We start from the raw sequence: 20,971 nt of genomic DNA, 5'->3' as shown, positions 1-20,971 counted from the left end.
TACTGTTCCAAGGGCCGTGAAAGCGTTGCGCCGAATTCTCCTGTGGGCCGCGCTGCTGGTCCTGGTCGCGGGCGCCGCCGCCGTGTGGTGGGTGTCGCGCCCGATTCCGCTGCCCGCGCCCACCGTCGATCTGTCGATCGAGCCCGGCCGCACGCCGCGCGGCGTGGCCGACGATGTCGCCAAGACCGGCGCCCAGGTCGACGCCAACCTGCTCTACTGGTGGTTCCGGCTCTCCGGGCAAGACCGGCTGATCCGCGCCGGCAGCTACGAGCTCGATGCCGGCATCACCCCGCGCCGCCTGCTCGCCAAGCTGGTGCGCGGCGACGAGGCCATGCGCGCCCTCGTGCTGGTCGAAGGCTGGAACTGGCGCCAGGTGCGCGCCGCGCTGGGCAAGGCCGAGCAGCTGCGGCCGGACATCGCGTCGATGGACGACGCCGCTGTCATGACGGCACTCGGCCGCCCCGGCGTAGCGCCGGAAGGGCATTTCTTCCCCGACACCTACACGTACTCCAAAGGCTCGGCCGACCTCGACGTGCTGCGCCGCGCGATGCGCGCTATGGACAACCATCTCGAAGCCGCCTGGGGCCTGCGCCGCCCCGACACACCGCTCAAGTCGCCCGCCGACCTGCTCACCCTGGCCAGCATCGTCGAAAAGGAAACCGGCCGACCCGACGACCGGGGCCTGATCGCCGGCGTGTTCACCAATCGCCTCAAGGTCAACATGCCGCTGCAGACCGACCCGACCGTGATCTACGGCATGGGAGCCGCCTTCGACGGCAACCTGCGCAAGCGCGACCTGCAGACCGATACGCCGTGGAACACCTATATGCGCAACGGCCTGCCGCCCACGCCTATCGCCATGCCCGGGCGCGCCGCCTTGCTGGCCGCCGTGCAGCCGCAAACCACCGATGCGCTGTATTTCGTGTCGCGCGGCGACGGCACCAGCCACTTCAGCGCCAGCCTCGACGAGCACAACCGCGCGGTCAACCAATACCAGCGCCGGGCCAACAAATGACCGGACTTTTCATCAGCTTCGAAGGCATCGACGGTGCCGGCAAGAGCACCCACATCGACCATCTCGCCGACGCCTTCCGCGCGGCGGGTCGCGAGGTCTGCCTCACCCGCGAGCCGGGCGGCACGCCGCTGGCCGAGCAACTGCGCGAACTGGTGCTGCACCGGGCGATGGACTCGCTGACCGAAGCCCTGCTGATCTTCGCCGGGCGCCGTGACCACCTGCAGCAAGTCATCGAGCCCGCCCTGGCGCGCGGCGCGGTGGTGCTCTGCGACCGCTTCACCGACGCCAGCTTCGCCTACCAGGGCGGGGGCCGTGGCTTCGATCTGGCGGTGCTGGCCACCCTGGAATCCTGGGTGCAGCGCACCGAGGCGGCCGGCCTGCGCCAGCCCGATCTCACCGTCTGGTTCGATCTGCCGCCCACCGTAGCCGCCGCGCGGCTGGCCGGTGCCCGCGCGCCGGACCGATTCGAATCGCAGCCCGAGGCATTCTTCACCCGCGTCGCCGCCGGGTACGCCGTCCGCGCCACCGAGGCCCCCGCGCGGTTCGCCCGCATCGACGCCGCCGTCGACCGCGACGCCGTGGCGCGCCAGATCGCCGGCGTCTTCGCCGATCGCGGCTGGCTGCCGGCGGAGGAGGGCGCATGAGCCCGGTCACTGAAGCCACCAAGGCGCCGCTGCCGCCGTGGATCGCGCGCCAACTCGTCGAACTGCTCGGCCAGCGCGGTCACGCGCGCCTGCTGCAGGGCCCGTCCGGCCTGGGCCAGTACCCACTCGGGCTGGCGCTGGCCAGCGCCTGGCTCTGCGACACGCCGCTTGCCGATGGCGCAGCCTGCGGCCATTGCGCCAGCTGCCATGCCATCGAGGTCCGCACCCACGCCGACCTGCGGGTGCTGATGCCCGAAGTGCAGATGATGGAGCTCGGCTGGCCGTTGCCCGAGAAGGTGCAGGCCGAGCTCGACGACAAGAAGCGCAAGCCCAGTCGCGAGATCCGGGTCGACGCGATGCGCGACGCGGTTGAATTCGCCCAGCGCACCGACGCACGCGGCCGCGGCAAGGTGGTGCTGGTGTACCCGGCCGAGCAGATGAATACCGTCACCGCCAACGCCTTGCTGAAGACGCTGGAAGAGCCGGTCGGCGACGTGCGTTTCGTGCTGGCCAGCGAGGCAGCGCACCAGCTGCTGCCCACCATCCGCAGCCGGTGCCAGGCCCACGCCATGGCCTGGCCCGAACCTGCCGAGGCCCAGGCCTGGCTGCAGGCCCAGGGCGTCGCCAGTACCGACGCCATCGCCTTGCTGCGGGCAGCCGGTGGTCGGCCGCAGGACGCGCTGGACGCCGCGCGGTCCGGCCGCGATCCGGCCCGCTGGGCGTTGCTGCCACGCGCGGTGCAGCGCGGCGATGTGTCGGTGCTGGCCGACCGGTCACCAGCCGACGCCATCGACGCCCTGCAGAAACTCTGCCATGACCTGCTGGCCACACGCGCAGGCGCGGCACCCCGGTATTTCGCACCGGCCGATCTTCCGCCGCCGCCCGGCTGGATGGCGCTCGCGCGGTGGTCCAAGGCGCTGGCCGCCTCGGCACGCACGGCGGATCACCCTTTCAACGCCGGACTCATGCTCGAAGCGCTTGTGAGCGTTGCGCAAAACACCCTAAACTCCGCCGGCAGCCGTCGCCCCACATGAGTACACCGCCCTCCAGTCACCGCCCGAGCGTCGTTCAGCTCGCCATCAAGGAAAAGGCGGCGCTGTACGCGGCATACATTCCGCTCTTCACCGAAGGCGGCATGTTCATTCCCACCACGCGTGAATACCGGCTCGGCGACGACATCTACGTGCTGCTCAGCCTGCCCGAGAACCCGGTGCGTTACCCCATCGCCGGCAAGGTCGCCTGGGTGACGCCCGCCAAGGCGTCGGGCAACCGCACGCAGGGGGTCGGCATCCAATTCCCGCCCGACGAAAAATCGCGCGAGCTCAAGATCCGCATCGAGCAGCTGCTGGGCGCGCACCTCGCGTCCGACCGCGCCACCCAGACGATCTGATACCGGCGGCCGGCCACGGCACGCCGATACTGGCCGCCGCGCCCGCCCGGCGCCTTCCTCCATTTTTGCCATCCATGTTCACCGACTCGCACTGCCACCTGAGCATGCCCGAGCTCTCCGCCGAGCTGCCCGCCATCCGTGAAGCGATGCAACAAGCCCGCGTCGATCGCGCACTCTGCATCTGCACCACCATGGAAGAATTCGCCGACGTCCACGCGCTGGCCGTCGGCTACGACAACTTCTGGGCCAGCGTGGGCGTGCATCCGGACACCGAGGGCCTCACCGAGCCTTCGCTGAACGACCTGCTGCAGCGTGCCGCCTTGCCCAAGGTGGTCGCCATCGGCGAGACCGGGCTCGACTACTACGGCATGGAAGACCGCAAGGGTGGCCGCAGCATCGCCGACCTGGAATGGCAGCGGGAGCGCTTTCGCACCCACATCCGCGCCGCGCGCGCCTGCGGCAAGCCGCTGGTCATCCACACCCGCAGCGCGTCGGACGACACCATCGCCATCCTGCGGGAGGAGGGCGAGACCGGCGGGCAGGGCGCGGCGGGCGGCGTGTTCCACTGCTTCACCGAGACGGCCGAAGTCGCGCGTGCGGCCCTCGACCTGGGTTTCCACATCTCGTTTTCCGGCATCCTCACTTTCAAGAAGGCGCAGGACATCCGCGACGTGGCCGCCTTCGTGCCGCTGGACCGCACCCTGATCGAGACCGACAGCCCCTATCTCGCGCCGGTGCCCTACCGGGGCAAGACCAACAATCCGTCGTACGTGCCCTTCGTCGCCAAGCAACTGGCCGACATCAGGGGCATCGCGGTCGAAGAGATCGCCGCGGCCACCACGGCCAATTTCAATCGCCTGTTCCTCAAGGAAGCCGCATGAAGATGAGCGCCCCCAACACCCGCCGCCAGGTGCTGTACGCAGCCGTGCTCGCCGGCGCGTTCGCCGTCATCGGTTGCGCCACCGCGAGCCCGACCACCGATTTCTTTTCCGCCATCCGCAGCGACAACGCCAGCGGCGTGAGCCGCATGCTGCGCGCCGGTTTCGACCCGAACGTGAAGGACGAAAAAGGCGAGGGAGGACTCAACCTGGCCATCAAGGAGCCGTCGCCGCGATCGCTGAAGGTGCTGCTCGACTGGCCCGGCACCAAGGCCGAGGTGCGCAACGCCTCCGACGAAAGCCCGCTGATGATGGCGGCCATCAAGGGGCAGGTCGACACGGTCAAGGCGCTCATCGCCAAAGATGGCGACGTCAACAAGACCGGCTGGACGCCGCTGCACTACGCGGTGAGCGCCGGCGGCCCGCAGCAGCTCGAGATCGTGCGCGTGCTGCTCGACGCCAGCGCCTATATCGACGCCGAATCGCCCAACAAGACCACGCCGCTGATGATGGCCGCACGCTATGGCAGCGAGCAGGCGGTCAAGTTGCTGTTCGAGGAAGGCGCCGACCCGACGCTGCGCAACGAGCAGGGACTGACCGCCGCCGACTTCGCCCGCAAGGCCGAGCGCGAGGAACTGGCGGCGCAGCTCGACAAGGTCGCGGCTACGTGGCGCAAGCCGGCAGCGTCGGCCCCGGCGGCGGCTGCAGGCGCGGTCAAGAAATCGTGGTGACGTCGGCCACCGACGGGCTCGGGCAATCAAGCGCCTGATCGGCCCGGCTTCATCCGAGGCAGCGGCGCCTGGCGCCGCACGGCCTTCTAGCCATCCTGCGCGTGGCGTGCCTCGAGGACCGCGATGGCGGTCTTGAGTTGGTGCACGAGGTTTTCGCTTTCGACCTTGCCGAAATTTCCGTCCACCAGCACCTGGTAGCTCGAAGCCTCCGACAGCGTGCCTCGGAAGATCTCCAGGCGGCCCGTCGGATGGTCGAGATGCGGCGCTACCGAAGTTCGCTCGTTGGCGGTCTCGGTCAGAGGACTTCTCCGAAGTCGAACGCTGGAGAAGGCCTCCCGGGTCGTCGGAATTCCGTCGTCTTCGGCTTCGCGTGTCGTCGGGATCCCATCGTCTTCGACGGGTGGCCGGATGATCGGGAAATGCGGACCAGAACTGATCGAGGACATCGAACCCTCCCAGAAGTTGTGCGCGCGGGCCGTTTCTGATGAGAAACCGAAGCCCGAAGTCGGCGGCGAATGTTGTGCTTCACGCAAAAGGCTGTCAATCCAAACCAGCCTCAGCCGAGTTCGAGACGAAAACATCCCGAACCGTGCCCGAGAAGACGCCGTCTTCGGTGACAGCACCAGTCAGCCGGCAGACGCCGTCGAGAACGCGCTGAACGCCGATGTGACCCTGCGCGAAATGCTGCGCGGGGAGGGCGCCCGCACCACACGCGCTATCCCCAGCGCCCCCATTCGCCGCGGATCCAGACCACTCCTTCTTTGACAACTGAACGAGGCCGTGAACACTGCCAGCAGATGGTCGGTGCTCGACATGTGTTGCTCACGCAGGCGATATGCGCCTGCCAGACGCGTCCAGCCCGGCGATCAATTCCCGGTCGGGGCGACCGAGCCGCCCAGTCTTTCGGTCAATTCGCGGGCAACGCCCAGGGTCAGATCCCGATGACGAGCCGCGGTATGGTCTTCCAGCGCGAGCTTGCTCACGCACACCGACACCGCCGCGACCACGGCGCCAGCGGCGTCGAACACCGGTGCACCGAGCGCATAGACGCCTTCCCGGATCCCCTGGTCATCGATGCTGTAGCCGCGCTGCCGCGTGAGCGCCAACTCTTCGATGAAGCGCTCCAGGGCCTTGGGGCTCCCCAGGCCTTTGGGGCTTTTCAGGCCATCTCCGGCGATCCGTCGGGCTTCTTGCTCCGGCAGGTAGGCCAGCATGGCCTTGCCGCTGGCAGAAACCCACGCAGGAAACTTGAGGCCCACGCGAAACGCCAGCCCCAACGGCCGCACGCTGTTGCGCACCGCGAGATAGACCGCTTCGTGGCCGGAAAGCACCGACAGCAAAACCGTCTCCTCGGGGTCGCTCTTGCTGTCCGACCAGATCGAGTTGAACTCACGGGTGACATCGGTTCCCGCGAGAAACGTCTCCGCCAAGCTCACGATCTTCGGGCTGAGGCGGTAACTTCCGTCCGCATGGCGGCGCACGTAACCGCACGAGGCCAGCGTGTTGCATATCGCCCGGATGCTGCTCTTGGGAAGCTCGAGCTCGGAGGTCAGGCGCGCGAGGCTGATCGGCCCGGTTTGCCGGCTCAGGAGATCGAGTACGGCCAGGGAGCGCACGACCGCAGGAACCTGTTCGGCCGGTCCGCTTTCCGCCCCGGCTGACTTCGAAACGGACGCTGCTTTCGCCTGTGAAATGGGCATTGACGCTCGGCTGGATGGGTGGCGCGCACAGCGCCGTCGGGCAGGGCCGCGCAGTCTAGCAAAGGCCTCCGTCATTCAGGCCTGGCGTCGCTGCGCCTAGGGAAAACACGAATAGGCTCGGTATGGACGCGTATCGACACTGTGCAGCCTGTGAATCGACCGTACAGGCGGCTGAACGAATTTTCCGGGTTTCGATTGTGATGACAGAAAAGAAGACACAAGGCCTCGTCGCCATCGCGGGCGCCGGCTTGATGGGCTGCGGCATCGCTTGCCGCTTCGCCCTGGCAGGGTTTGAAGTGCTGGTCTACGACTCCGACCCTTCGGCGCCGAGTCGCACCAAGCACCACTGCCACGCCGTCTATCAGGAGATGGATCAGGCGGGGGTGATCACCGTGGAGCAGGCCAGGGTGGCGGAGTCGATGATCCGTCACGTCGAATCGCCGGTGGAGTTCGGCAAGGCCGAGCTGGTGCTGGAGGCCATCGTCGAATCGGTCGCTGCCAAGCGCGCGCTCTACGCCGAGTTGGAAGCCGTCTTGCCGCAAACCACCATTCTGGCCAGCAATACCAGCGGTTTCCCGCCCGATCTGCTGTCCGAGCAGATGCAGCACCGCGACCGTTTCCTGATCGCGCACTTCTGGAACCCGCCTCACCTGATACCGCTCGTCGAAGTGGTGCCGGGGTCTGACACGGCGCCCGCTGTCGTCGAGCGCGTGATGGCGCTGCTGCAGGCCATCCACGCCGAACCGGTCGCACTGAAGGCGGCCATTGCTGGATTCATCGGCAACCGGCTCCAGTTCGCGGTGCTGCGCGAGGCGCTCCACATCGTGCGCAGCGGCGTGGCGACGCCCGCGGAAGTGGACGCCGTCATGAAGGCGTCGCTGGGGCGCCGATACAGCATCGTCGGGCCACTGGAGAGCGCCGACCTCGGCGGCTTGAAGACATTGCTGTCGATCGCCGAACACCTCATGCCGCAACTGGCCAAGGACGAAGACGTGCTCGAACTGATGCGCGAGCGTGTCGACCAGGGCGACGTCGGTGTCGCCACCGGCCAGGGCTTCTACCGCTGGGACCAGGATCGCATTGAAAAAATCCAGGCATTGCGTCGCCGGCAGCTGGCCGCGACGGACTGAGCGGCCCCACGCTTGAAACGATCGCGCTGCCCGACCGCTGCCGATCGCCCATGAAACCAGGAGACTCCCGTGTCATTTCTCATCGTCCTTGCCGCCCTGGCGTTCCTGATGATCGCCGCCTACCGCGGCTACAGCGTGATCCTCGTCGCGCCGATCGCCGCGCTCGGCGCGGTGCTGCTGACCGAGCCATCGGCGGTGGCGCCCGTGTTCTCCGGCATCTTCATGGAGAAGATGGTGGGCTTCGTGAAGCTCTACTTCCCGGTGTTCCTGCTCGGCGCCGTGTTCGGCAAGGTCATCGAGCTGTCGGGGTTTTCCGAATCCATCGTGGCGGCCGCCATCCGGTACATCGGCCGCTCCCGCGCCAATGCGGTGATCGTCGCGGTATGCGCATTGCTGACCTACGGCGGGGTCTCGCTGTTCGTGGTGGTGTTCGCTGTCTATCCGTTCGCGGCAGAGCTCTACCGGCAGAGCAATATTCCCAAGCGCCTGATGCCGGGCGCCATCGCGCTCGGCGCGTTCTCTTTCACCATGGATTCGCTGCCGGGTACGCCGCAGATCCAGAACATCATTCCCACGACCTTCTTCAAGACGACCTCCTGGGCCGCCCCGATTCTTGGCGTGGCCGGGTCGGTGTTCATCATCGTGATCGGCCTCGTCTACCTGGAGGCACGGCGCCGTGCCGCCATGGCCAAGGGTGAAGGCTACGGCACCTCGCTGGTCAACGAGCCCGAACGAGTCGAGTCCTCGCAGCTGCCGCATCCGCTGCTGGCAGTGGCGCCGCTGGTGCTCGTCGGTGTGGCGAACTTCGCGCTGACCTCGCTGATTCCCGTCTGGTATGGCGCCACCCACACCGTGGCGCCCGAGCTGCTGCCGGGCGTGCATGCGCCGGTCACGACGGCGATCAAGTCGGTGGTGGCCATCTGGGCGGTGGAGGGCGCATTGCTGCTGGGCATCCTTCTGGTACTGCTGACCGCCTTCGGCCGCGTCCGCGAAAAGTTCGCGAGTGGCACCAAGGCTGCCGTCGGGGGCGCGTTGCTGGCGGCGATGAACACCGCGTCGGAGTACGGTTTCGGCGGCGTGATCGCGGCCTTGCCCGGCTTCCTGGTCGTCAGCGATGCGCTCAAGAGCATTCCGAATCCGCTGGTCAATGCGGCGATTTCGGTCAGTTCGCTGGCGGGCATCACCGGCTCGGCCTCGGGCGGCATGAGCATCGCCCTGGCCGCGATGTCCGACACCTTCATCAGCGCGGCCAACGCGGCACAGATTCCGATGGAGGTGCTGCACCGTGTTGTCGCCATGGCGAGCGGGGGCATGGATACGTTGCCCCACAACGGCGCGGTCATCACCTTGCTCGCGGTGACAGGATTGACGCACCGCGAGTCATACCGCGAGATCTTCATGGTGACCGTCATCAAGACAGTGGCGGTGTTCTTCGTGATCGGGCTTTACTACGCGACGGGCCTGGTTTAGCGGGAGCCAGTGCGGGTCCGCGGCGAACAAGACGACGCGGACCGACTTTCGACAAGGGCGGACCGCAACGAACCTGCAAAATCAATGCAGGGAAGTGGCGTCCGCCGGTGTGATGAAGTGCGAAACCCGGGCCGACGCAAGAAGACTGTGCATGTCGCAACCCAGACTCCTTAACACCTCATCTACTTCATACGATGTATATTATGTATAGACATGGTTGGAGTTGGCGTTGCAACAGGTGCCGGTGCATCCCGCCGCGGCACTTCAGAATGGAACCCATGAACTCCACCACACGCTGCATCGCCGTCCTGCTCGGCTTGCTTGCCGACTCTGGCGTCCCCGCCGCGACCGACTGCACCAACGCTACCAGCCAGAGCGACATGAACGCCTGCGCTGCCCAGGCATACACCCAGGCCGACGCTTCGCTCAATCAGACCTACCGGCAACTGCTGCAGAAGTTGCCGACCGAACGCCAGGCGAATCTGCGCAAGGTTCAAAAAGCCTGGCTCACCTACCGCGACCTCGACTGCGGCTTCGCTGCCGCGGGATACGACGGAGGGTCGATACAGCCGATGGTGAAGTCAGGCTGCCTGGCCGACCGCACCGATGCGCGTACCAAACAGCTGCGAAACCTGCTCGACGAAGCGTCGCGCTAGCGGCAAACCCACCCTGATTTGGAATCCGCCGATGTCCGCGGCGATTCGAAGAATTCAAGATCATGCCCACCATCGTCAAACACCTTCTCATATTCGGCCGGGTTCAGGGCGTGTACTACCGCGCCTCCATGACGGAACAGGCCCAGGCACTCGGCGTTACCGGCTGGGTGCGCAATCGACTCGACGGCAGTGTCGAAGCCCTTGCGGAAGGCACGCCGCAAGCTGTCGGGCAACTCGTGGAATGGGCACGCCAAGGCCCCCGGCAGGCCCGAGTGGATCGCGTCGACGTCAGCGATGGCACTGACCCACGGACCGCATTCAGCGGATTCGTACAACGCCCGACCGCATAGGCCCGGGCAATCATGGCCAGCCCTCTGCCTTCGGCTCTCCGCGCCCTGCTCCACCGGCGCTTCACCCGCATCGTCGTGTTCAGCGGCGCCGGCATGTCCGCCGAGAGCGGCATCCCTACCTTTCGCTCTGGCCGCAATGGCCTGTGGAACGCGTTCGATCCACAAGCGCTGGCCACGCCACAGGCCTGGCGCCGCGACCGCGACACGGTCTGGGGCTGGTACGAATGGCGGCGTGGTCTGGTCATGGCCGCATCACCACACGCCGGGCATGGCGCCGTCGCCCGGCTGCGCAACGAGCTCGATGCCGAAGTCGTCACCCAGAACGTCGACAACCTGCATGAACGCGCCGGCGCCGATGGCGTGATGCACCTGCATGGCAGCCTGTTCTCGCCGCGCTGCGATACCTGCGGCGCGCCGTTCAGCCTGACAGCGTCGCCGCCGCCCGAGCCCAGCCGTCAGCGGCCGCCACCGCCCTGCCCTGCATGCCCCGGCGCGATCCGCCCGGGCGTCGTCTGGTTCGGCGAGAGCCTGGATCCCGCGGTCGTGGAGGCGGCGACGGCGGCCATCATCCGCTGTGACCTGCTGTTGATCGTGGGCACCTCCGGCATGGTCTACCCGGCGGCCGGCCTGGTGGATCTCGCGCCGCCGGACGCGCTCATCGTGGAGATCAACCCCGAACCCGCGCGCAGCACCGGCCGCATCGGCTACGCCTGGGCGACCACCGCCGCGACCGGCCTGCCCGCTCTCGCCGAACACTTGCTGGCGTATTCCCGCTGATCGGGCGACGCCGGGCGTTTCAAGGCACAGATGTCAGCCTGCCGGGCGCGATGGCCGGCGGTACGACGAAATTGCCCGGCAGCCGGCCGATATCCGCCGGCATCGCCTGCTGCCGGCCGCGGATGTAGTCGTAGCGGTCCAACGTCCACGCATCGGCCGCCGCCTCGTCGCGCATGGCCACGGGCCGCAGGAACACGATGAGGTTGGTTTTCTTGCGCGAGCGGGCGAAGCTGCGGAACAGATTGCCGACCAGCGGCAGCTCCGAAACCCAGGGCAGTCGATAGGTCTGGTCGCTGTAGCTGTCCTCGATGAGGCCGCCGAGCACGATGATCTTGCCGTCGTTCACCGTCACCGTCGACTCGATGGAGCGCTGGTTGGTGGTGGGGCCGAGCGTGGCGCTGGTGGAGGCTACCGACGACGACTCCTGGTAGATGGTCATGCGAATGTTGCCGTTCTCGCCGATCTGCGGCCGCAGCCGCAGCGTGATGCCGACGTCCTTGCGCTCCACGGTCTGGAACGGGTTTGCATTGGTGCTGGTGGTGTAGGAGCCGGTGATGTAGGGCACGTTCTGGCCGACAACGATCCGGGCCTCCTCGTTGTCGAGCGTGACCACGTTGGCGGTCGACAGGATGTTGGTGCCGGCCATCGATTCGAGCGCCTTGGCCACCGTGCCCAGCGTGAGGGTGGTGGCCGAGTTGATGTCGAACAGCTGCGCCCACTGCACGCCGAGTTCCACCGACTTGCTCGCATCCACCTCCACCACCAGCGACTCCACATAGAGCTGGGCGCGACGGGTGTCGAGCTGCTCGATGATCGGCCGCATCTCCCGAAAACGCGGTTCGGGCGCGGTGATGATGAGTGCGTTGCTGGCGGGGTCGGCCTGGATGCCGCCGCCGGTCGTGGGCTGGCCGGCGGCCGTCACCGACGACGGGGTGGCGGCCGAAGCCTTGCCGCTGCTCGTGCCGCTGGTGGACGACATGCCCGTATCGCTGCTCGCCGAGGTCGTGCCGCCGGCCTGGCCCGGGCTGGCCAAGGCGTTGCCGGTACGCCCGGCCGCGGCCTGGTCGGAGGCTTCCGCCGGAAACGCCGCCCGCAGCACCTGCGCCAGCCGGACGGCTTGCGCGTTCTTCAGGTAGACCACACGTACGTTGACGTTGTCGCGCGGCTGGTCGAGCTGGGCGACCAGGGCGCGGATGGCCGCGATCTGCGCGCGGCTCTGGGCGCGCACCAGCAGGCTGTTGGTCTGGGTATCGACCACGATCGACGCCTCGGTCGCGCTGCCGCCGCTCGCGCCGTTGGGCGCACTGGCGGCTTGGGACGGCTGCGCCGCCGCGCTGGTCGGCGCCGGTGTGGCCGTCGTCGCCACGGTGTCGGCCGACGCGCGGGACAGCGATGACAGCCGCCGCACCGTGGCCGCGATGTCGTTCGCCGTGGTGTTGCGCAGCGCGATCACCTCCACGTCGGTCGCGCCCGGCACGTCGAGCGCGGCCACCAGCGTGCGCAATCGCGCCAGGTTGCCGGTGTAGTCGGTGATCACCAGGGCATTGGTGCCCGGGTTCATGTTGATGACGTTGTTCGGGCTGATCAAGGGCCGCAGCACCGGCACCAGGTTGGCCGCGCTCTGGTAGTCGAGCCGGAAGATCTCGGTGGCGATGCCGTCGCCGCTGGCGCGGCCACCCGCCACCGTGACCGATGTCGCCATCAACCTGGCGTCGGCCTCCGGCACGATCTTGCTGAGCCCGCCCGCCTCCACCACGCTCCAGCCGGACAGGCGCAGCACGTCGACGAACATGCGCCAGGCCTCGCGCGGCGTGACCGGTGTTTCGGTGTTGAGCGAAATCGTGCCTTTCACCCGCGGATCGAGCACCACGTTGCGGTGCGTGATGGCGGTGAGCGTGCGCGCCACGCCCACGATGTCGGCGTTGTCGAAGTCGAGCGTGACGGTGTCGGCGGCGGCTGTGTCGGCGGATGCGGCGATGGCCGGCGCGCCGGCGCCGACGAGCAGGGCAAGCGCCAGGGCGAATGCCGATGGCAGCGGAGATTTCATATGCGGGGGTCGATGAAGAACACGGCCGGCCCGGCGGGCAGCGGCAAGCGCGAAAGAAGTCGTCCTGGGGAGGTGCGAGCAGGTCGCACGCCGGATTCTGCAATCGGTGCCGACGGCGCAGGTATCCACTGACGCGCGTTCTGCATCCGGCCGGTTGCGCGAATCCACGCCGCCGCCCTCCCCTGTCACGCGTGATTTCGGCTTTTACCGGCGTTGGCCGCGCGCTGCGAACTCGATACGAATCCGTAACCTGGCGGCCACGCAAAGGGTTCAGCCCGCCGACGGCGATGCAGCGGCCGCCATCAGCGCATCCCAGCGAGACGGCGTCGGCAGCAGCTTTCCAGAAAGGACACAAAGGCCTTGACCGCCGGAATCGCACGCCGGTTGTTAGGCCAGACGCCGTCATCGTGGTCCGCTCGTCCGAAAACGCGTGTAGCACCTCGGCGCGGACCGATTCACCGATTTCACCTGTGCCGCACCGAAGACCAGGCGCACGGGATCGACCTGGTGCTCGACACACCGGGCGGCACCACGACCGGGCGTTTCACGAAGGGCAGACGCGCGCCTGGCCCGTGCGCGGGCGGCACGTGGGCAACTGCGCGGCAAGATCGTGCCGATGGCGCGTTGAGAAAGTCCGAAAGCAGGTATTGCCGGGAAATCCCGCAAACCCGCGTATTCGGTCCGTGCGCGGTTAAAGACATTTTCACGATTGAATGAATGCTTTAACCAGATCTGGGGATTGCCGGCCACTTCGGTGCATGAGACCTTTCGTGTAACAACGCTGATATTCAGTGCTTGAAACATCAAAAGAGACGAAGGAGAACCATGCGCCGCATCGCCCTCATTCTTGGATTATCGGCATCGTTTTCGGTGGCTGCTGCCGCGCACACCATTACTCTGGAAGTGACGCCGACCGAATGCAGCAACATCGTCTGCACCGCACCGTTTCAGCAGAGCTTCAGTTTCGAAAACCTGGTGCCTTACGACTCGGGCAAGCTTCCCTCGGGTTACTCCTTCTCGACCGTCAGCGGCTCCTACGGCGTCAATACCGCTTCGCTGATCCAGCAGATCGGTCTGACCGGACCGCTGCTGGGCAACGGCAGCATCTTCCGGACGGAAAGCGGTTCTGGCAGCGGGGCGACGAGTGAATACACCATGCGCCTGGCCATCGGCCGCGAACGGGCCGATCCGACCGGCGGATACCGGTCCTATACCAGCGAGTTCTATTTCAGTTTCGCGGGCAGCGGGCAAACCGCACTCACCGATGCGTCGGTGATCCAGTATTTATCGGCCGTGCCGGTCGCTTATTACAACGAAATCGCCTATCACACCTCGACAGGTAATGTTTCGTCCGGAGATAAGGGCGTTTTCCATACCTATGGCACCGCCCGCATCACGTCGCTCGATGCGCCGCCACCGGTGGCCGCGGTTCCCGAACCCCAGACCTATCTCATGCTGCTGACCGGCCTGGGACTGGTCGGCGCGCTGTCGCAGCGACGCCGCAAAACCTAGACCGCCTGAGTCGCCGCCGCGTCCGGCATTGCGCGAAGACCAGGCAGCCGGCAACCGTCCGCTCACCAGACCGCGCCGAAGGTCCTGCGCAGTTCCTCGATGCTGGCTTCGCCCAGCGGCTCGGGCTTGGTCATGAGCCAGAGCCGCGCGGTTTCTTCCAGCTCTTCGAGCACCGCGCTGGCCTGCGCCGGCGAGTCGTGCCACACGTTGGGCCCCAGCCGGTCGAGCATGACGGCGCGCATCGGCTTGCCGGCCTCGCGACGTTCGGCGACGCGACGCGCCACCCACTCGCCCACCGCCGGATCGCCCGGCCGGTGATACGGCACCAGCGGCACCTGGCCGACCTTCATCACGAAATACGGCGTGATCGGCGGCAGGATCGCCTCCTGGCTCCACACGCCCGCCAGGCTCAGCGCCACCAGGTGCGTGGAATGGGTGTGGATGACGCAGCGCGCAACGGGGTCGGCGCCGTAGATGCGGCGGTGCAGCACCAGCGTCTTCGAGGCGCGGTCGCCGGAGGTCTGTACGCCATCGGTGCCGACCGCCGCGAGCCGCGCCGGGTCCAGCGCGCCCAGGCAGGCGTCGGTCGGGGTGATCAGAAAACCGTCGTCGGTGCGCACGCTGATGTTGCCGGCGGTGGCATGCACATAGCCGCGCGCGAACAGCGAGGCGCCGACCCGGCAGATCTCCTCGCGCAGGCGGGAATCCGTCATGACAGCTGCGCGAAGGCCTTGGTGAAGAAATCCGGCGTGCCGAAATTCCCCGACTTCAGCGCGACATGGAGGGTTTCGCCCGGACACGCGGGCGACTGCACCGCCGTCCAGGGCACGCCAGGGTCGATCTGCGGGCCGATCGCCATCTGCCGCACGCCAAGCTCGCGCACCACCGCGCCCGAGGTCTCGCCACCGGCGACGACCAGCTGGCGCACACCACGCTCGACCAGGCCGACGGCGATGTCCGAAAGTGCTTCTTCCACCATCTCGCCCGCACGCGCCACGCCCAGCTGCTGTTGCACCTGTTTGACGGCATCGGACTCGGCGGTGGCGTAGACCAGCACCGAGCCACCGGCCAGCCGGGGCGCGGCCCAGGCCAGCGCCTGGCCGACGACGTCGACGCCTGCGGCCAGCGCCAGCGGATCGACCGCGAAGCTCTGCCCGCCACCCTGGCGGAACTGCAGCACCTGCGCGTTGGTGGCGACCGAGCAGCTGCCCGACACGATGGCGCGCTGTCCGTGCGCCGGCGGCAGCCGGTCGGCGGCGCCCTCGCCTGCCAGCACCGCCCAGTTCTGCGGCAGGCCGATGGCCACGCCCGAGCCGGCCGTCACCAGCGGCATGCCGCGCAGGGCCCGGCCGAGCACCATCAGGTCGTCGTTGGTGACGGCGTCGACCACGGCGATCTTCACGCCCTGGGACTGCAGTTCGTCGAAACGCGCGCGGATCGCGGCCTCGCCCCTGGCGATGGTGTCGAAAGCCAGCAGCCCGACCGGCGACTTCGTCTGCGCCTGCAGCACCCGCACCAGGTTGCTGTCGGTCATGGGCGTGAGCGGGTGGTGACGCATGCCGCTGTCGGAAAGCAGCTGGTCGCCGACGAACAGATGGCCCTTGAAGACGGTGCGGCCGTTGTCCGGAAACGCCGGCGTGGCGATGGTGAAGCCGGTGCCGAGCGCCTCCATCAGCGCTTCGGTCACCGGGCCGATGTTGCCGGCCGGTGTCGAGTCGAAGGTGGAGCAGTACTTGAAATAGATCTGCTGCACGCCCTGGTCTTGCAGCCAGTGCAGGGCTTCGAGCGACTGGGCGACGGCGTCGGCCGGCGAGATGGTGCGCGACTTGAGCGCGACCACGATGGCGTCGGCATCGACCGGGGCTGCCGCGTCCAGCGGCACGCCGATGGTTTGCACGGTGCGCATGCCGCCGCGCACCAGGTTGTTGGCGAGGTCGGTGGCGCCGGTGAAATCGTCGGCGATGCAGCCGAGCACGGGCCTGGATGAAGCCATGTCTGTTTTTCCTGTCTCTGCGTGAATCTGCCGGCGGGTGAGCCGGTCAGCCGATGTAAGCTTCGATCAGCAGCACCCCGGCCAGCCCCAGGAACGACTGCAGCGACAGCATCAGCGTCCAGGTGCGGAAGGTCTGCGCGACCGACAGCTGGAAGTATTCCTTGAACAGCCAGAAGCCGGAGTCGTTCACATGCGAAAGCATGACCGCACCCGAGGCCGTGGCCAGCACCAGCAGCTCGGGCGACAGGCCCGGATGCGCCAGCGCCAGCGGCGCGACGATGCCGGTGGCCGCCACCGTCGCGACCGTCGCCGAGCCGATGCAGATGCGCAGCAGCGCGGCGATGGCCCAGGCCAGGATCAGCGGATTGACCGGCCAGCCCGAAGCGTGGTGGGTGATGAGCGCGTCGAGCTTGACCAGCGTGAGCATCTCCTTGAAGCCGCCACCCGCGCCCAGGATCAGCAGGATCGCGCCCAGCGGTGCCAGGCCCTTGCTCGCCATCTTGCTGACCTGCTCCAGGCTGAAACCCGAGCGCAGGCCGAGCGCGAAGAAGGCGAAGATCACCGCGGCCAGCAGCGACAGGATCGGGTTGTTCAACGCGCTGAAGAAGTTGTACGCACCCGTGCCCTTGACGGTGTAGGCCATGCCCAGGGTGCCGATCAGCATCAGGCCGGGAGGCAGCAGCACCGCCACGATGGACGCGGGCAGCGACACCCGGGCCAGCTCCGCATCGCTGGTTTCGCGGGCCGCGACCGGGCCGGCGTTGAGGTCCGGCGCCGGACCGAACCAGGGGGCGACCAGGCGGGTGAACCAGGGGCCACAGATGATGGCGGTAGGCACGGCGATGATCAGTCCGTACAGGATCGTCAGGCCGGTGTTGGCGCCATAGGCAGCCACCGCGAGCGTCGGCGCCGGGTGCGGCGGCAGCAGGCCGTGCGACACGTACAGCCCGGCCGCCAGCGGCAGGCCCACGTAGAGCAGGTGGGTGCCGGTGCGCTTGGCCACGGTGTAGACCAGCGGCGCCAGCATGATGAAGCTGACGTCGAACAGGTGCGGCATGCCGATCAGCAGCGCCGCCGCGCAGATGGCCCAGGGCACGTACTTCACCGGCCGTCCGCCGATGAAGGCGTTGGCGATACGATCCGCGCCGCCCGAGCCCAGCAGGATGCCGCCGAGCAGCGTGCCCAGGCCGATCACCGGGCCGGTGCGGTTGAGCCCGCCGCCCACGCCCTTGGCGAAGGCGTCGACCACCGCGCTCGGCGTGGCGCCGCTGGCCAGGCCCAGGCCGATGGCCGACAGGGTCAGCGCCAGGAAGGGGTTGAGCTTGAGTTTGCTGATCAGCAGGATCAGCACCACGATGGATGCGACCGCCATCAACAGGGTCGTGAGTTCGCTGTGCATGTGTGTTTGTCTCCGTGCGGCGCGCGGTCTTTATTGCAGGCCGGCTTGCCAGGCGGCGAGCAATTCGGCGTCGGCATTGGCGATGTCGGCCAGCGTCAGCAGTGTGCCGGCGGCGATGTCGCGTGCGGTGGTGGCGTGGGCCGCCAGATAGAGCGGCGCCACGTCGGCGGGAGCGTCGCTGCGCGGCAGCAGCACGGCCTGTACGCCGGTCACGTCGTGGTGGTGGCCGCCCATCTTGAGCACGGTGCCTGCCGGAATGTCGACCGTCGCGCGGCCGCCGAGGATGGCGCACTGCGTGGGCTGGTCGGTGCCCGAGGCGCGGCCGTGCAGCACGGCGTTGAGCAGGCTGATCGGGGTTTCGATGCCCATGAAGTGGTAGGGCAGGTACATGCAGGCGTACTTGCCGTCGCGGCTGACCACGTGGCCCTTCTGACGCAGCAGTTCCCAGGTCACCGGATCGAAGGTCTTGACCACCACGAACACGCCGCCGGCGAAGCTGGCTTCGTCGGGCGTACGCAGCACGTTGAACACTTCGATCGCGCCGGTGCGGCCGAGCAGGCCACCGTCTTCCTTCAGCGCGTAGATGTCGGCGAGCTCGGCGGTGCGGGCGATGGGGTAATGCAGCAGTTCCACGTCCGGCACCAGGCCGGTGTTGGTGGCGACGACCGACATTTCGCAATAGTCGGCGGTGGCCGAGGTCTTGCGGCCATTCAGCACCGCGCGGCGAGCCGCCACCGTGGCGGCCACGTCCGTGCCGAGGGTCATCAGCTCGGCCATGCCGGGCGCGGCGAAGACCTGGTCGAGCTGGGTGATGTCGCCAGTGGCGGGGTCGAACACCAGGTCGTACTCGCTGGACTTACCGGCGGCCACGATCTCCAGGTTGAGGGTGCGCGCCCAGCTCACCCAGCCGATCAGGTTGGCCGGCTGGTCGCCGTCGGCCGTGGTGTAGACCACGCTCTTGGCAGCGGCGCGGCGCGACAGCGCAATGCCGGCGACCGCGTCGACTTCCTTGCTGACCATGGCGACGTGGCAGCCGGCGTCGATGGCACTGCATGCAATCCGGTAACCGATGGCCGGGTTGCCGGTAGCCTCGACCAGGATGTCGTAGCGATCGTGGGCGATGAGCGAGACGTCCGCCACCAGCACCACGGCATCGGCTGGCGCCGCTGCGACGGCGGCGGCATCGGCACACTCCACCAGGCTGTCTGCGGCGAAGCCCAGCTCCAGGCACAGGTCGCGCAAGCCCGGTACATCCAGGTCGCACAGCACGGCCGGCACCAGCTTGGGCATGCGCAGCGTCTGCGCCAGCAGGGTGCGGGCGAAGCCGCCCTTGGCACCGGTCAGGGCATAACGGACGGTCTTGCCTGACTGGGCGGCGAACAACAATTCAAAATTCATGGGATGTACTCGGCTGGTAACTCAAGAAGCGTGCGTGAACCCGATGCGCCATGCAGCGGCGCCAATGGGCCTCAAAAGCGGGTCAGGCGATGATTGCATGCAATGTTGGCATGTAACCCCTGGGTAATCCCTAATATTTTGCATATCCACACACGATTGCATTCAATGCAGACTGAAAGCCCTATGAACCCCGAAACCGACGAGCGTGGCCAACGCAGCCTCTTCGCGGCGCGCCGCCTGCGCGAACTCATCGTCTCGGGCCGCCTGGTGCCGGGCCAGCGCATCACCGAGCGGCTCATTGCCGAGCAGCTCGACGGTGTTTCGCGCACGCCCTTGCGCGAGGCCTTCAAGATCCTGGAAGCAGAGGGCCTGGTCACCATCGAGCCCAATCGCGGAGCGGTGGTCACCTCGATGTCGGTGGACGAGGTGTCGGCCGCGATCGAAGTGCTGATCGGCCTGGAGTCGCTGGCGGCCGAGCCTGCCTGCCGGCAGATCGAGGACGAGGAGATCGCCGCCATCGAAGCCTTGCACGCCCGCATGGCTCAGGCCTACGAGGCCGGCGAGCTCATGGAGTATTTCGGCTGCAACCAGGCGATCCACCAGGCCATCGTGGACGCGGCGCGCAACCCGGTGCTGTCGCGCATCTACGCGACCGAGTCGGCGCGTATCCGCCGCTACCGCTACGCCGGCAACCGCCGCACCGAGCGCTGGCAGCGGGCGGTGTTCGAGCACGAAGCCATCCTCGACGCGGTGCGCCAGCGCGCCGGGCCGCTGCTGCGGGAGATCCTGCGCCAACACCACGCCAGCGGCTGGAAGGTGGCGCGGGACTATCTCAAGACGGAGCTGCAGCCGCCGCCCTCCCCGGCCCGGGCGCCGGTCCGCAAGACCGCACGCGCCGCCTGAGTGGGCGGCGCCGGTCGCACCGCGGCGATCAGGCCGCTGTCTCCTGGCCTTGCCCGAGCAGGAAATCCCGCAGCAGCCGGGCGCTCGGGCCGATCCGGCGGCCGTGCACCAGAAAGATCTCGAGAGCCTTGGTCTGCACCTCCGGCAGCACGCGCACCAACTCGCCGGACGCCAGCGGCGCGGCCGCGTCATAGGCCGGCAGCCGGGCGATGCCCTCGCCTGCCAGCACGAAGGCCAGACGCGAGGCCGCGCTGTCGGTGACGATGTCGCCCTGGATCGCGATCTCGACGCCGACACCGTCCACGTTCACGGTCAAGACCCGTTGCGTGGGCGGATAGACCACCCAGCGCTGCCGCTCTAGGTCCGCGACCACGGCCGGTACGCCGTGCCGACGCAGATACGCGGGCGAGGCGCAGAGCATCGTCTCCTCGCTCACCAGGCGGCGCGCGACCAGTTCGGAGTCTGAAAGCGGGCCCGCCCGCACGGCGAGCTCCAACCCTTGCTGCACCAGATCCACGTTCGAATCGTTCATCGATACCTGCAGCCGGATGGCCGGATAGCGCCGGCGGAATTCCACCAGGGCCGGCAGGATCCGCTTGTTGCCGAAGTGGTGGGAGCAGGTGATGCGCACTTCGCCGCGCGGCTCGGCGCGCAGCAGCTCCATGCCCCGGATGCCGTCGTGCGCCTCGTCGAGCAGGCGCTCGCAATGCACACGAAACGCCTCGCCGGCCGGCGTCAGGCTGAAGCTGCGGGTGCTTCGCTGCGCCAGCGGCACACCCAGCTTGGTTTCGAGCACCCGCACATGGTGGCTGACCACCGCCCGGGTCAGCCCCAGGGCACGGGCGCCGGCCGAAAAGCTGCCGGCGCGCACGACCGTGGCAAACACGGCCATGGCGCGGAGCTCGTCGAGGATGTGGGAGGGTGTTTCGCTCATGCCTTTCATTGTCAAATTTCATGAGCCAACGCGTCAAGCCCAGC

Annotated in this window: 21 protein-coding genes; 13 read left to right on the top strand and 8 right to left on the bottom strand. The window is 67.7% G+C overall.

Annotation, left to right across the window (positions count from 1 at the left end; translation table 11 throughout):
• Positions 1 to 25: 25 nt before the first annotated feature.
• The 6 genes from mltG to R9X41_RS11540 all read left to right on the top strand — a co-directional run bounded on the left by mltG (position 26) and on the right by R9X41_RS11540 (position 4,658).
• Positions 26 to 1,015: an endolytic transglycosylase MltG gene (gene mltG / locus R9X41_RS11565; protein ID WP_412556685.1), complete on the top strand. Its 990-nt coding sequence runs from the start codon at positions 26 to 28 to the stop codon at positions 1,013 to 1,015.
• Positions 1,012 to 1,659, top strand: coding sequence for a dTMP kinase (gene tmk, locus R9X41_RS11560; protein ID WP_318635015.1), 648 nt, complete (start codon positions 1,012 to 1,014; stop codon positions 1,657 to 1,659). The genes mltG and tmk overlap by 4 nt, the downstream gene beginning before the upstream one ends.
• Positions 1,656 to 2,693, top strand: coding sequence for a DNA polymerase III delta subunit-related protein (locus R9X41_RS11555; protein ID WP_318635014.1), 1,038 nt, complete (start codon positions 1,656 to 1,658; stop codon positions 2,691 to 2,693). Before tmk ends, R9X41_RS11555 begins: the two co-directional genes overlap by 4 nt.
• Positions 2,690 to 3,049: a PilZ domain-containing protein gene (locus R9X41_RS11550; protein WP_318635013.1), complete on the top strand. Its 360-nt coding sequence runs from the start codon at positions 2,690 to 2,692 to the stop codon at positions 3,047 to 3,049. Before R9X41_RS11555 ends, R9X41_RS11550 begins: the two co-directional genes overlap by 4 nt.
• Positions 3,050 to 3,123: 74 nt before the next feature.
• Positions 3,124 to 3,930 carry a TatD family hydrolase gene (locus tag R9X41_RS11545; protein ID WP_318635012.1) on the top strand — a complete coding sequence of 269 codons (807 nt, stop codon included), beginning with the start codon at positions 3,124 to 3,126 and terminating at the stop codon, positions 3,928 to 3,930.
• Positions 3,927 to 4,658 (top strand): ankyrin repeat domain-containing protein, encoded by a 732-nt coding sequence (locus tag R9X41_RS11540; protein WP_318635011.1) that lies wholly within the window; start codon positions 3,927 to 3,929, stop codon positions 4,656 to 4,658. Before R9X41_RS11545 ends, R9X41_RS11540 begins: the two co-directional genes overlap by 4 nt.
• Before the next feature lie 86 nt (positions 4,659 to 4,744).
• Here R9X41_RS11540 and R9X41_RS11535 read toward each other — a convergent pair whose 3' ends face one another.
• Complete coding sequence (locus R9X41_RS11535) at positions 4,745 to 5,191, bottom strand: hypothetical protein (protein WP_318635010.1); 447 nt, start codon at positions 5,189 to 5,191, stop codon at positions 4,745 to 4,747.
• A gap of 333 nt (positions 5,192 to 5,524) precedes the next feature.
• Positions 5,525 to 6,358, bottom strand: a complete 834-nt coding sequence (locus tag R9X41_RS11530) for an IclR family transcriptional regulator (RefSeq protein ID WP_318635009.1) — start codon at positions 6,356 to 6,358, stop codon at positions 5,525 to 5,527.
• Positions 6,359 to 6,480: 122 nt separating this feature from the next.
• On the opposite strand from R9X41_RS11530, the gene R9X41_RS11525 reads away from it, so the two are divergent.
• The 5 genes from R9X41_RS11525 to R9X41_RS11505 all read left to right on the top strand — a co-directional run bounded on the left by R9X41_RS11525 (position 6,481) and on the right by R9X41_RS11505 (position 10,741).
• Positions 6,481 to 7,488, top strand: a complete 1,008-nt coding sequence (locus R9X41_RS11525; RefSeq protein ID WP_318635008.1) for a 3-hydroxyacyl-CoA dehydrogenase family protein — start codon at positions 6,481 to 6,483, stop codon at positions 7,486 to 7,488.
• Positions 7,489 to 7,557: 69 nt separating this feature from the next.
• Positions 7,558 to 8,958, top strand: coding sequence for a GntP family permease (locus tag R9X41_RS11520; RefSeq protein WP_318635007.1), 1,401 nt, complete (start codon positions 7,558 to 7,560; stop codon positions 8,956 to 8,958).
• A 278-nt stretch (positions 8,959 to 9,236) separates the two neighbouring features.
• Positions 9,237 to 9,614: a lysozyme inhibitor LprI family protein gene (locus R9X41_RS11515; RefSeq protein ID WP_318635006.1), complete on the top strand. Its 378-nt coding sequence runs from the start codon at positions 9,237 to 9,239 to the stop codon at positions 9,612 to 9,614.
• A gap of 62 nt (positions 9,615 to 9,676) precedes the next feature.
• Positions 9,677 to 9,964: an acylphosphatase gene (locus R9X41_RS11510; protein WP_318635005.1), complete on the top strand. Its 288-nt coding sequence runs from the start codon at positions 9,677 to 9,679 to the stop codon at positions 9,962 to 9,964.
• Positions 9,965 to 9,976: 12 nt separating this feature from the next.
• On the top strand, positions 9,977 to 10,741 hold the full coding sequence (locus tag R9X41_RS11505) for an SIR2 family NAD-dependent protein deacylase (RefSeq protein ID WP_318635004.1): 765 nt from the start codon (positions 9,977 to 9,979) through the stop codon (positions 10,739 to 10,741).
• Positions 10,742 to 10,760: 19 nt separating this feature from the next.
• Here the strand turns inward: R9X41_RS11505 and R9X41_RS11500 are convergent, their stop codons facing one another.
• Complete coding sequence (locus R9X41_RS11500) at positions 10,761 to 12,788, bottom strand: secretin GspD/PilQ domain-containing protein (protein ID WP_318635003.1); 2,028 nt, start codon at positions 12,786 to 12,788, stop codon at positions 10,761 to 10,763.
• 825 nt (positions 12,789 to 13,613) lie between these two features.
• Here R9X41_RS11500 and R9X41_RS11495 point away from each other — a divergent pair.
• Positions 13,614 to 14,300 carry a PEP-CTERM sorting domain-containing protein gene (locus R9X41_RS11495; protein ID WP_318635002.1) on the top strand — a complete coding sequence of 229 codons (687 nt, stop codon included), beginning with the start codon at positions 13,614 to 13,616 and terminating at the stop codon, positions 14,298 to 14,300.
• A 62-nt stretch (positions 14,301 to 14,362) separates the two neighbouring features.
• Here R9X41_RS11495 and R9X41_RS11490 read toward each other — a convergent pair whose 3' ends face one another.
• From R9X41_RS11490 to R9X41_RS11475, 4 genes are read right to left on the bottom strand one after another with little or no spacing between them, the layout of a single operon-like run.
• Positions 14,363 to 15,013 carry a class II aldolase/adducin family protein gene (locus tag R9X41_RS11490; RefSeq protein ID WP_318635001.1) on the bottom strand — a complete coding sequence of 217 codons (651 nt, stop codon included), beginning with the start codon at positions 15,011 to 15,013 and terminating at the stop codon, positions 14,363 to 14,365.
• Positions 15,010 to 16,293, bottom strand: coding sequence for a 3-oxo-tetronate kinase (gene otnK / locus R9X41_RS11485; RefSeq protein WP_318635000.1), 1,284 nt, complete (start codon positions 16,291 to 16,293; stop codon positions 15,010 to 15,012). The genes R9X41_RS11490 and otnK overlap by 4 nt, the downstream gene beginning before the upstream one ends.
• 46 nt (positions 16,294 to 16,339) lie before the next feature.
• Complete coding sequence (locus R9X41_RS11480) at positions 16,340 to 17,692, bottom strand: GntT/GntP/DsdX family permease (protein WP_318634999.1); 1,353 nt, start codon at positions 17,690 to 17,692, stop codon at positions 16,340 to 16,342.
• A gap of 30 nt (positions 17,693 to 17,722) precedes the next feature.
• On the bottom strand, positions 17,723 to 19,090 hold the full coding sequence (locus tag R9X41_RS11475) for a homoserine dehydrogenase (RefSeq protein ID WP_318634998.1): 1,368 nt from the start codon (positions 19,088 to 19,090) through the stop codon (positions 17,723 to 17,725).
• Between the two features lie 183 nt (positions 19,091 to 19,273).
• Between R9X41_RS11475 and R9X41_RS11470 the strand changes: the two genes are divergently transcribed.
• Positions 19,274 to 19,993: a GntR family transcriptional regulator gene (locus R9X41_RS11470; RefSeq protein WP_318634997.1), complete on the top strand. Its 720-nt coding sequence runs from the start codon at positions 19,274 to 19,276 to the stop codon at positions 19,991 to 19,993.
• Between the two features lie 28 nt (positions 19,994 to 20,021).
• Here the strand turns inward: R9X41_RS11470 and R9X41_RS11465 are convergent, their stop codons facing one another.
• Positions 20,022 to 20,927 carry a LysR family transcriptional regulator gene (locus R9X41_RS11465; RefSeq protein ID WP_318634996.1) on the bottom strand — a complete coding sequence of 302 codons (906 nt, stop codon included), beginning with the start codon at positions 20,925 to 20,927 and terminating at the stop codon, positions 20,022 to 20,024.
• Between the last annotated feature and the right edge of the window lie 44 nt (positions 20,928 to 20,971).

The organism is Xylophilus sp. GOD-11R (assembly GCF_033546935.1).
Classification (GTDB): Bacteria; Pseudomonadota; Gammaproteobacteria; order Burkholderiales; family Burkholderiaceae_C; genus Xylophilus.
The sequence above is the reverse complement of the archived record's forward strand: the minus strand, read 5'-3'. Positions and strand labels throughout refer to the sequence as shown.

Coding starts and splice junctions, on each gene's coding strand:
- R9X41_RS11555 (WP_318635014.1), top strand. CDS start 1,656: ATGAGCCCGGTCACTGAAGCCACCAAGGCGCCGCTGCCGCCGTGGATC.
- otnK (WP_318635000.1), bottom strand. CDS start 16,293: ATGGCTTCATCCAGGCCCGTGCTCGGCTGCATCGCCGACGATTTCACC.
- R9X41_RS11475 (WP_318634998.1), bottom strand. CDS start 19,090: ATGAATTTTGAATTGTTGTTCGCCGCCCAGTCAGGCAAGACCGTCCGT.
- R9X41_RS11550 (WP_318635013.1), top strand. CDS start 2,690: ATGAGTACACCGCCCTCCAGTCACCGCCCGAGCGTCGTTCAGCTCGCC.
- R9X41_RS11490 (WP_318635001.1), bottom strand. CDS start 15,013: ATGACGGATTCCCGCCTGCGCGAGGAGATCTGCCGGGTCGGCGCCTCG.
- R9X41_RS11465 (WP_318634996.1), bottom strand. CDS start 20,927: ATGAGCGAAACACCCTCCCACATCCTCGACGAGCTCCGCGCCATGGCC.
- R9X41_RS11540 (WP_318635011.1), top strand. CDS start 3,927: ATGAAGATGAGCGCCCCCAACACCCGCCGCCAGGTGCTGTACGCAGCC.
- R9X41_RS11495 (WP_318635002.1), top strand. CDS start 13,614: ATGCGCCGCATCGCCCTCATTCTTGGATTATCGGCATCGTTTTCGGTG.
- R9X41_RS11530 (WP_318635009.1), bottom strand. CDS start 6,358: ATGCCCATTTCACAGGCGAAAGCAGCGTCCGTTTCGAAGTCAGCCGGG.
- R9X41_RS11480 (WP_318634999.1), bottom strand. CDS start 17,692: ATGCACAGCGAACTCACGACCCTGTTGATGGCGGTCGCATCCATCGTG.
- tmk (WP_318635015.1), top strand. CDS start 1,012: ATGACCGGACTTTTCATCAGCTTCGAAGGCATCGACGGTGCCGGCAAG.
- R9X41_RS11515 (WP_318635006.1), top strand. CDS start 9,237: ATGAACTCCACCACACGCTGCATCGCCGTCCTGCTCGGCTTGCTTGCC.
- R9X41_RS11510 (WP_318635005.1), top strand. CDS start 9,677: ATGCCCACCATCGTCAAACACCTTCTCATATTCGGCCGGGTTCAGGGC.
- R9X41_RS11545 (WP_318635012.1), top strand. CDS start 3,124: ATGTTCACCGACTCGCACTGCCACCTGAGCATGCCCGAGCTCTCCGCC.
- R9X41_RS11500 (WP_318635003.1), bottom strand. CDS start 12,788: ATGAAATCTCCGCTGCCATCGGCATTCGCCCTGGCGCTTGCCCTGCTC.
- R9X41_RS11525 (WP_318635008.1), top strand. CDS start 6,481: ATGGACGCGTATCGACACTGTGCAGCCTGTGAATCGACCGTACAGGCG.
- R9X41_RS11470 (WP_318634997.1), top strand. CDS start 19,274: ATGAACCCCGAAACCGACGAGCGTGGCCAACGCAGCCTCTTCGCGGCG.
- R9X41_RS11505 (WP_318635004.1), top strand. CDS start 9,977: ATGGCCAGCCCTCTGCCTTCGGCTCTCCGCGCCCTGCTCCACCGGCGC.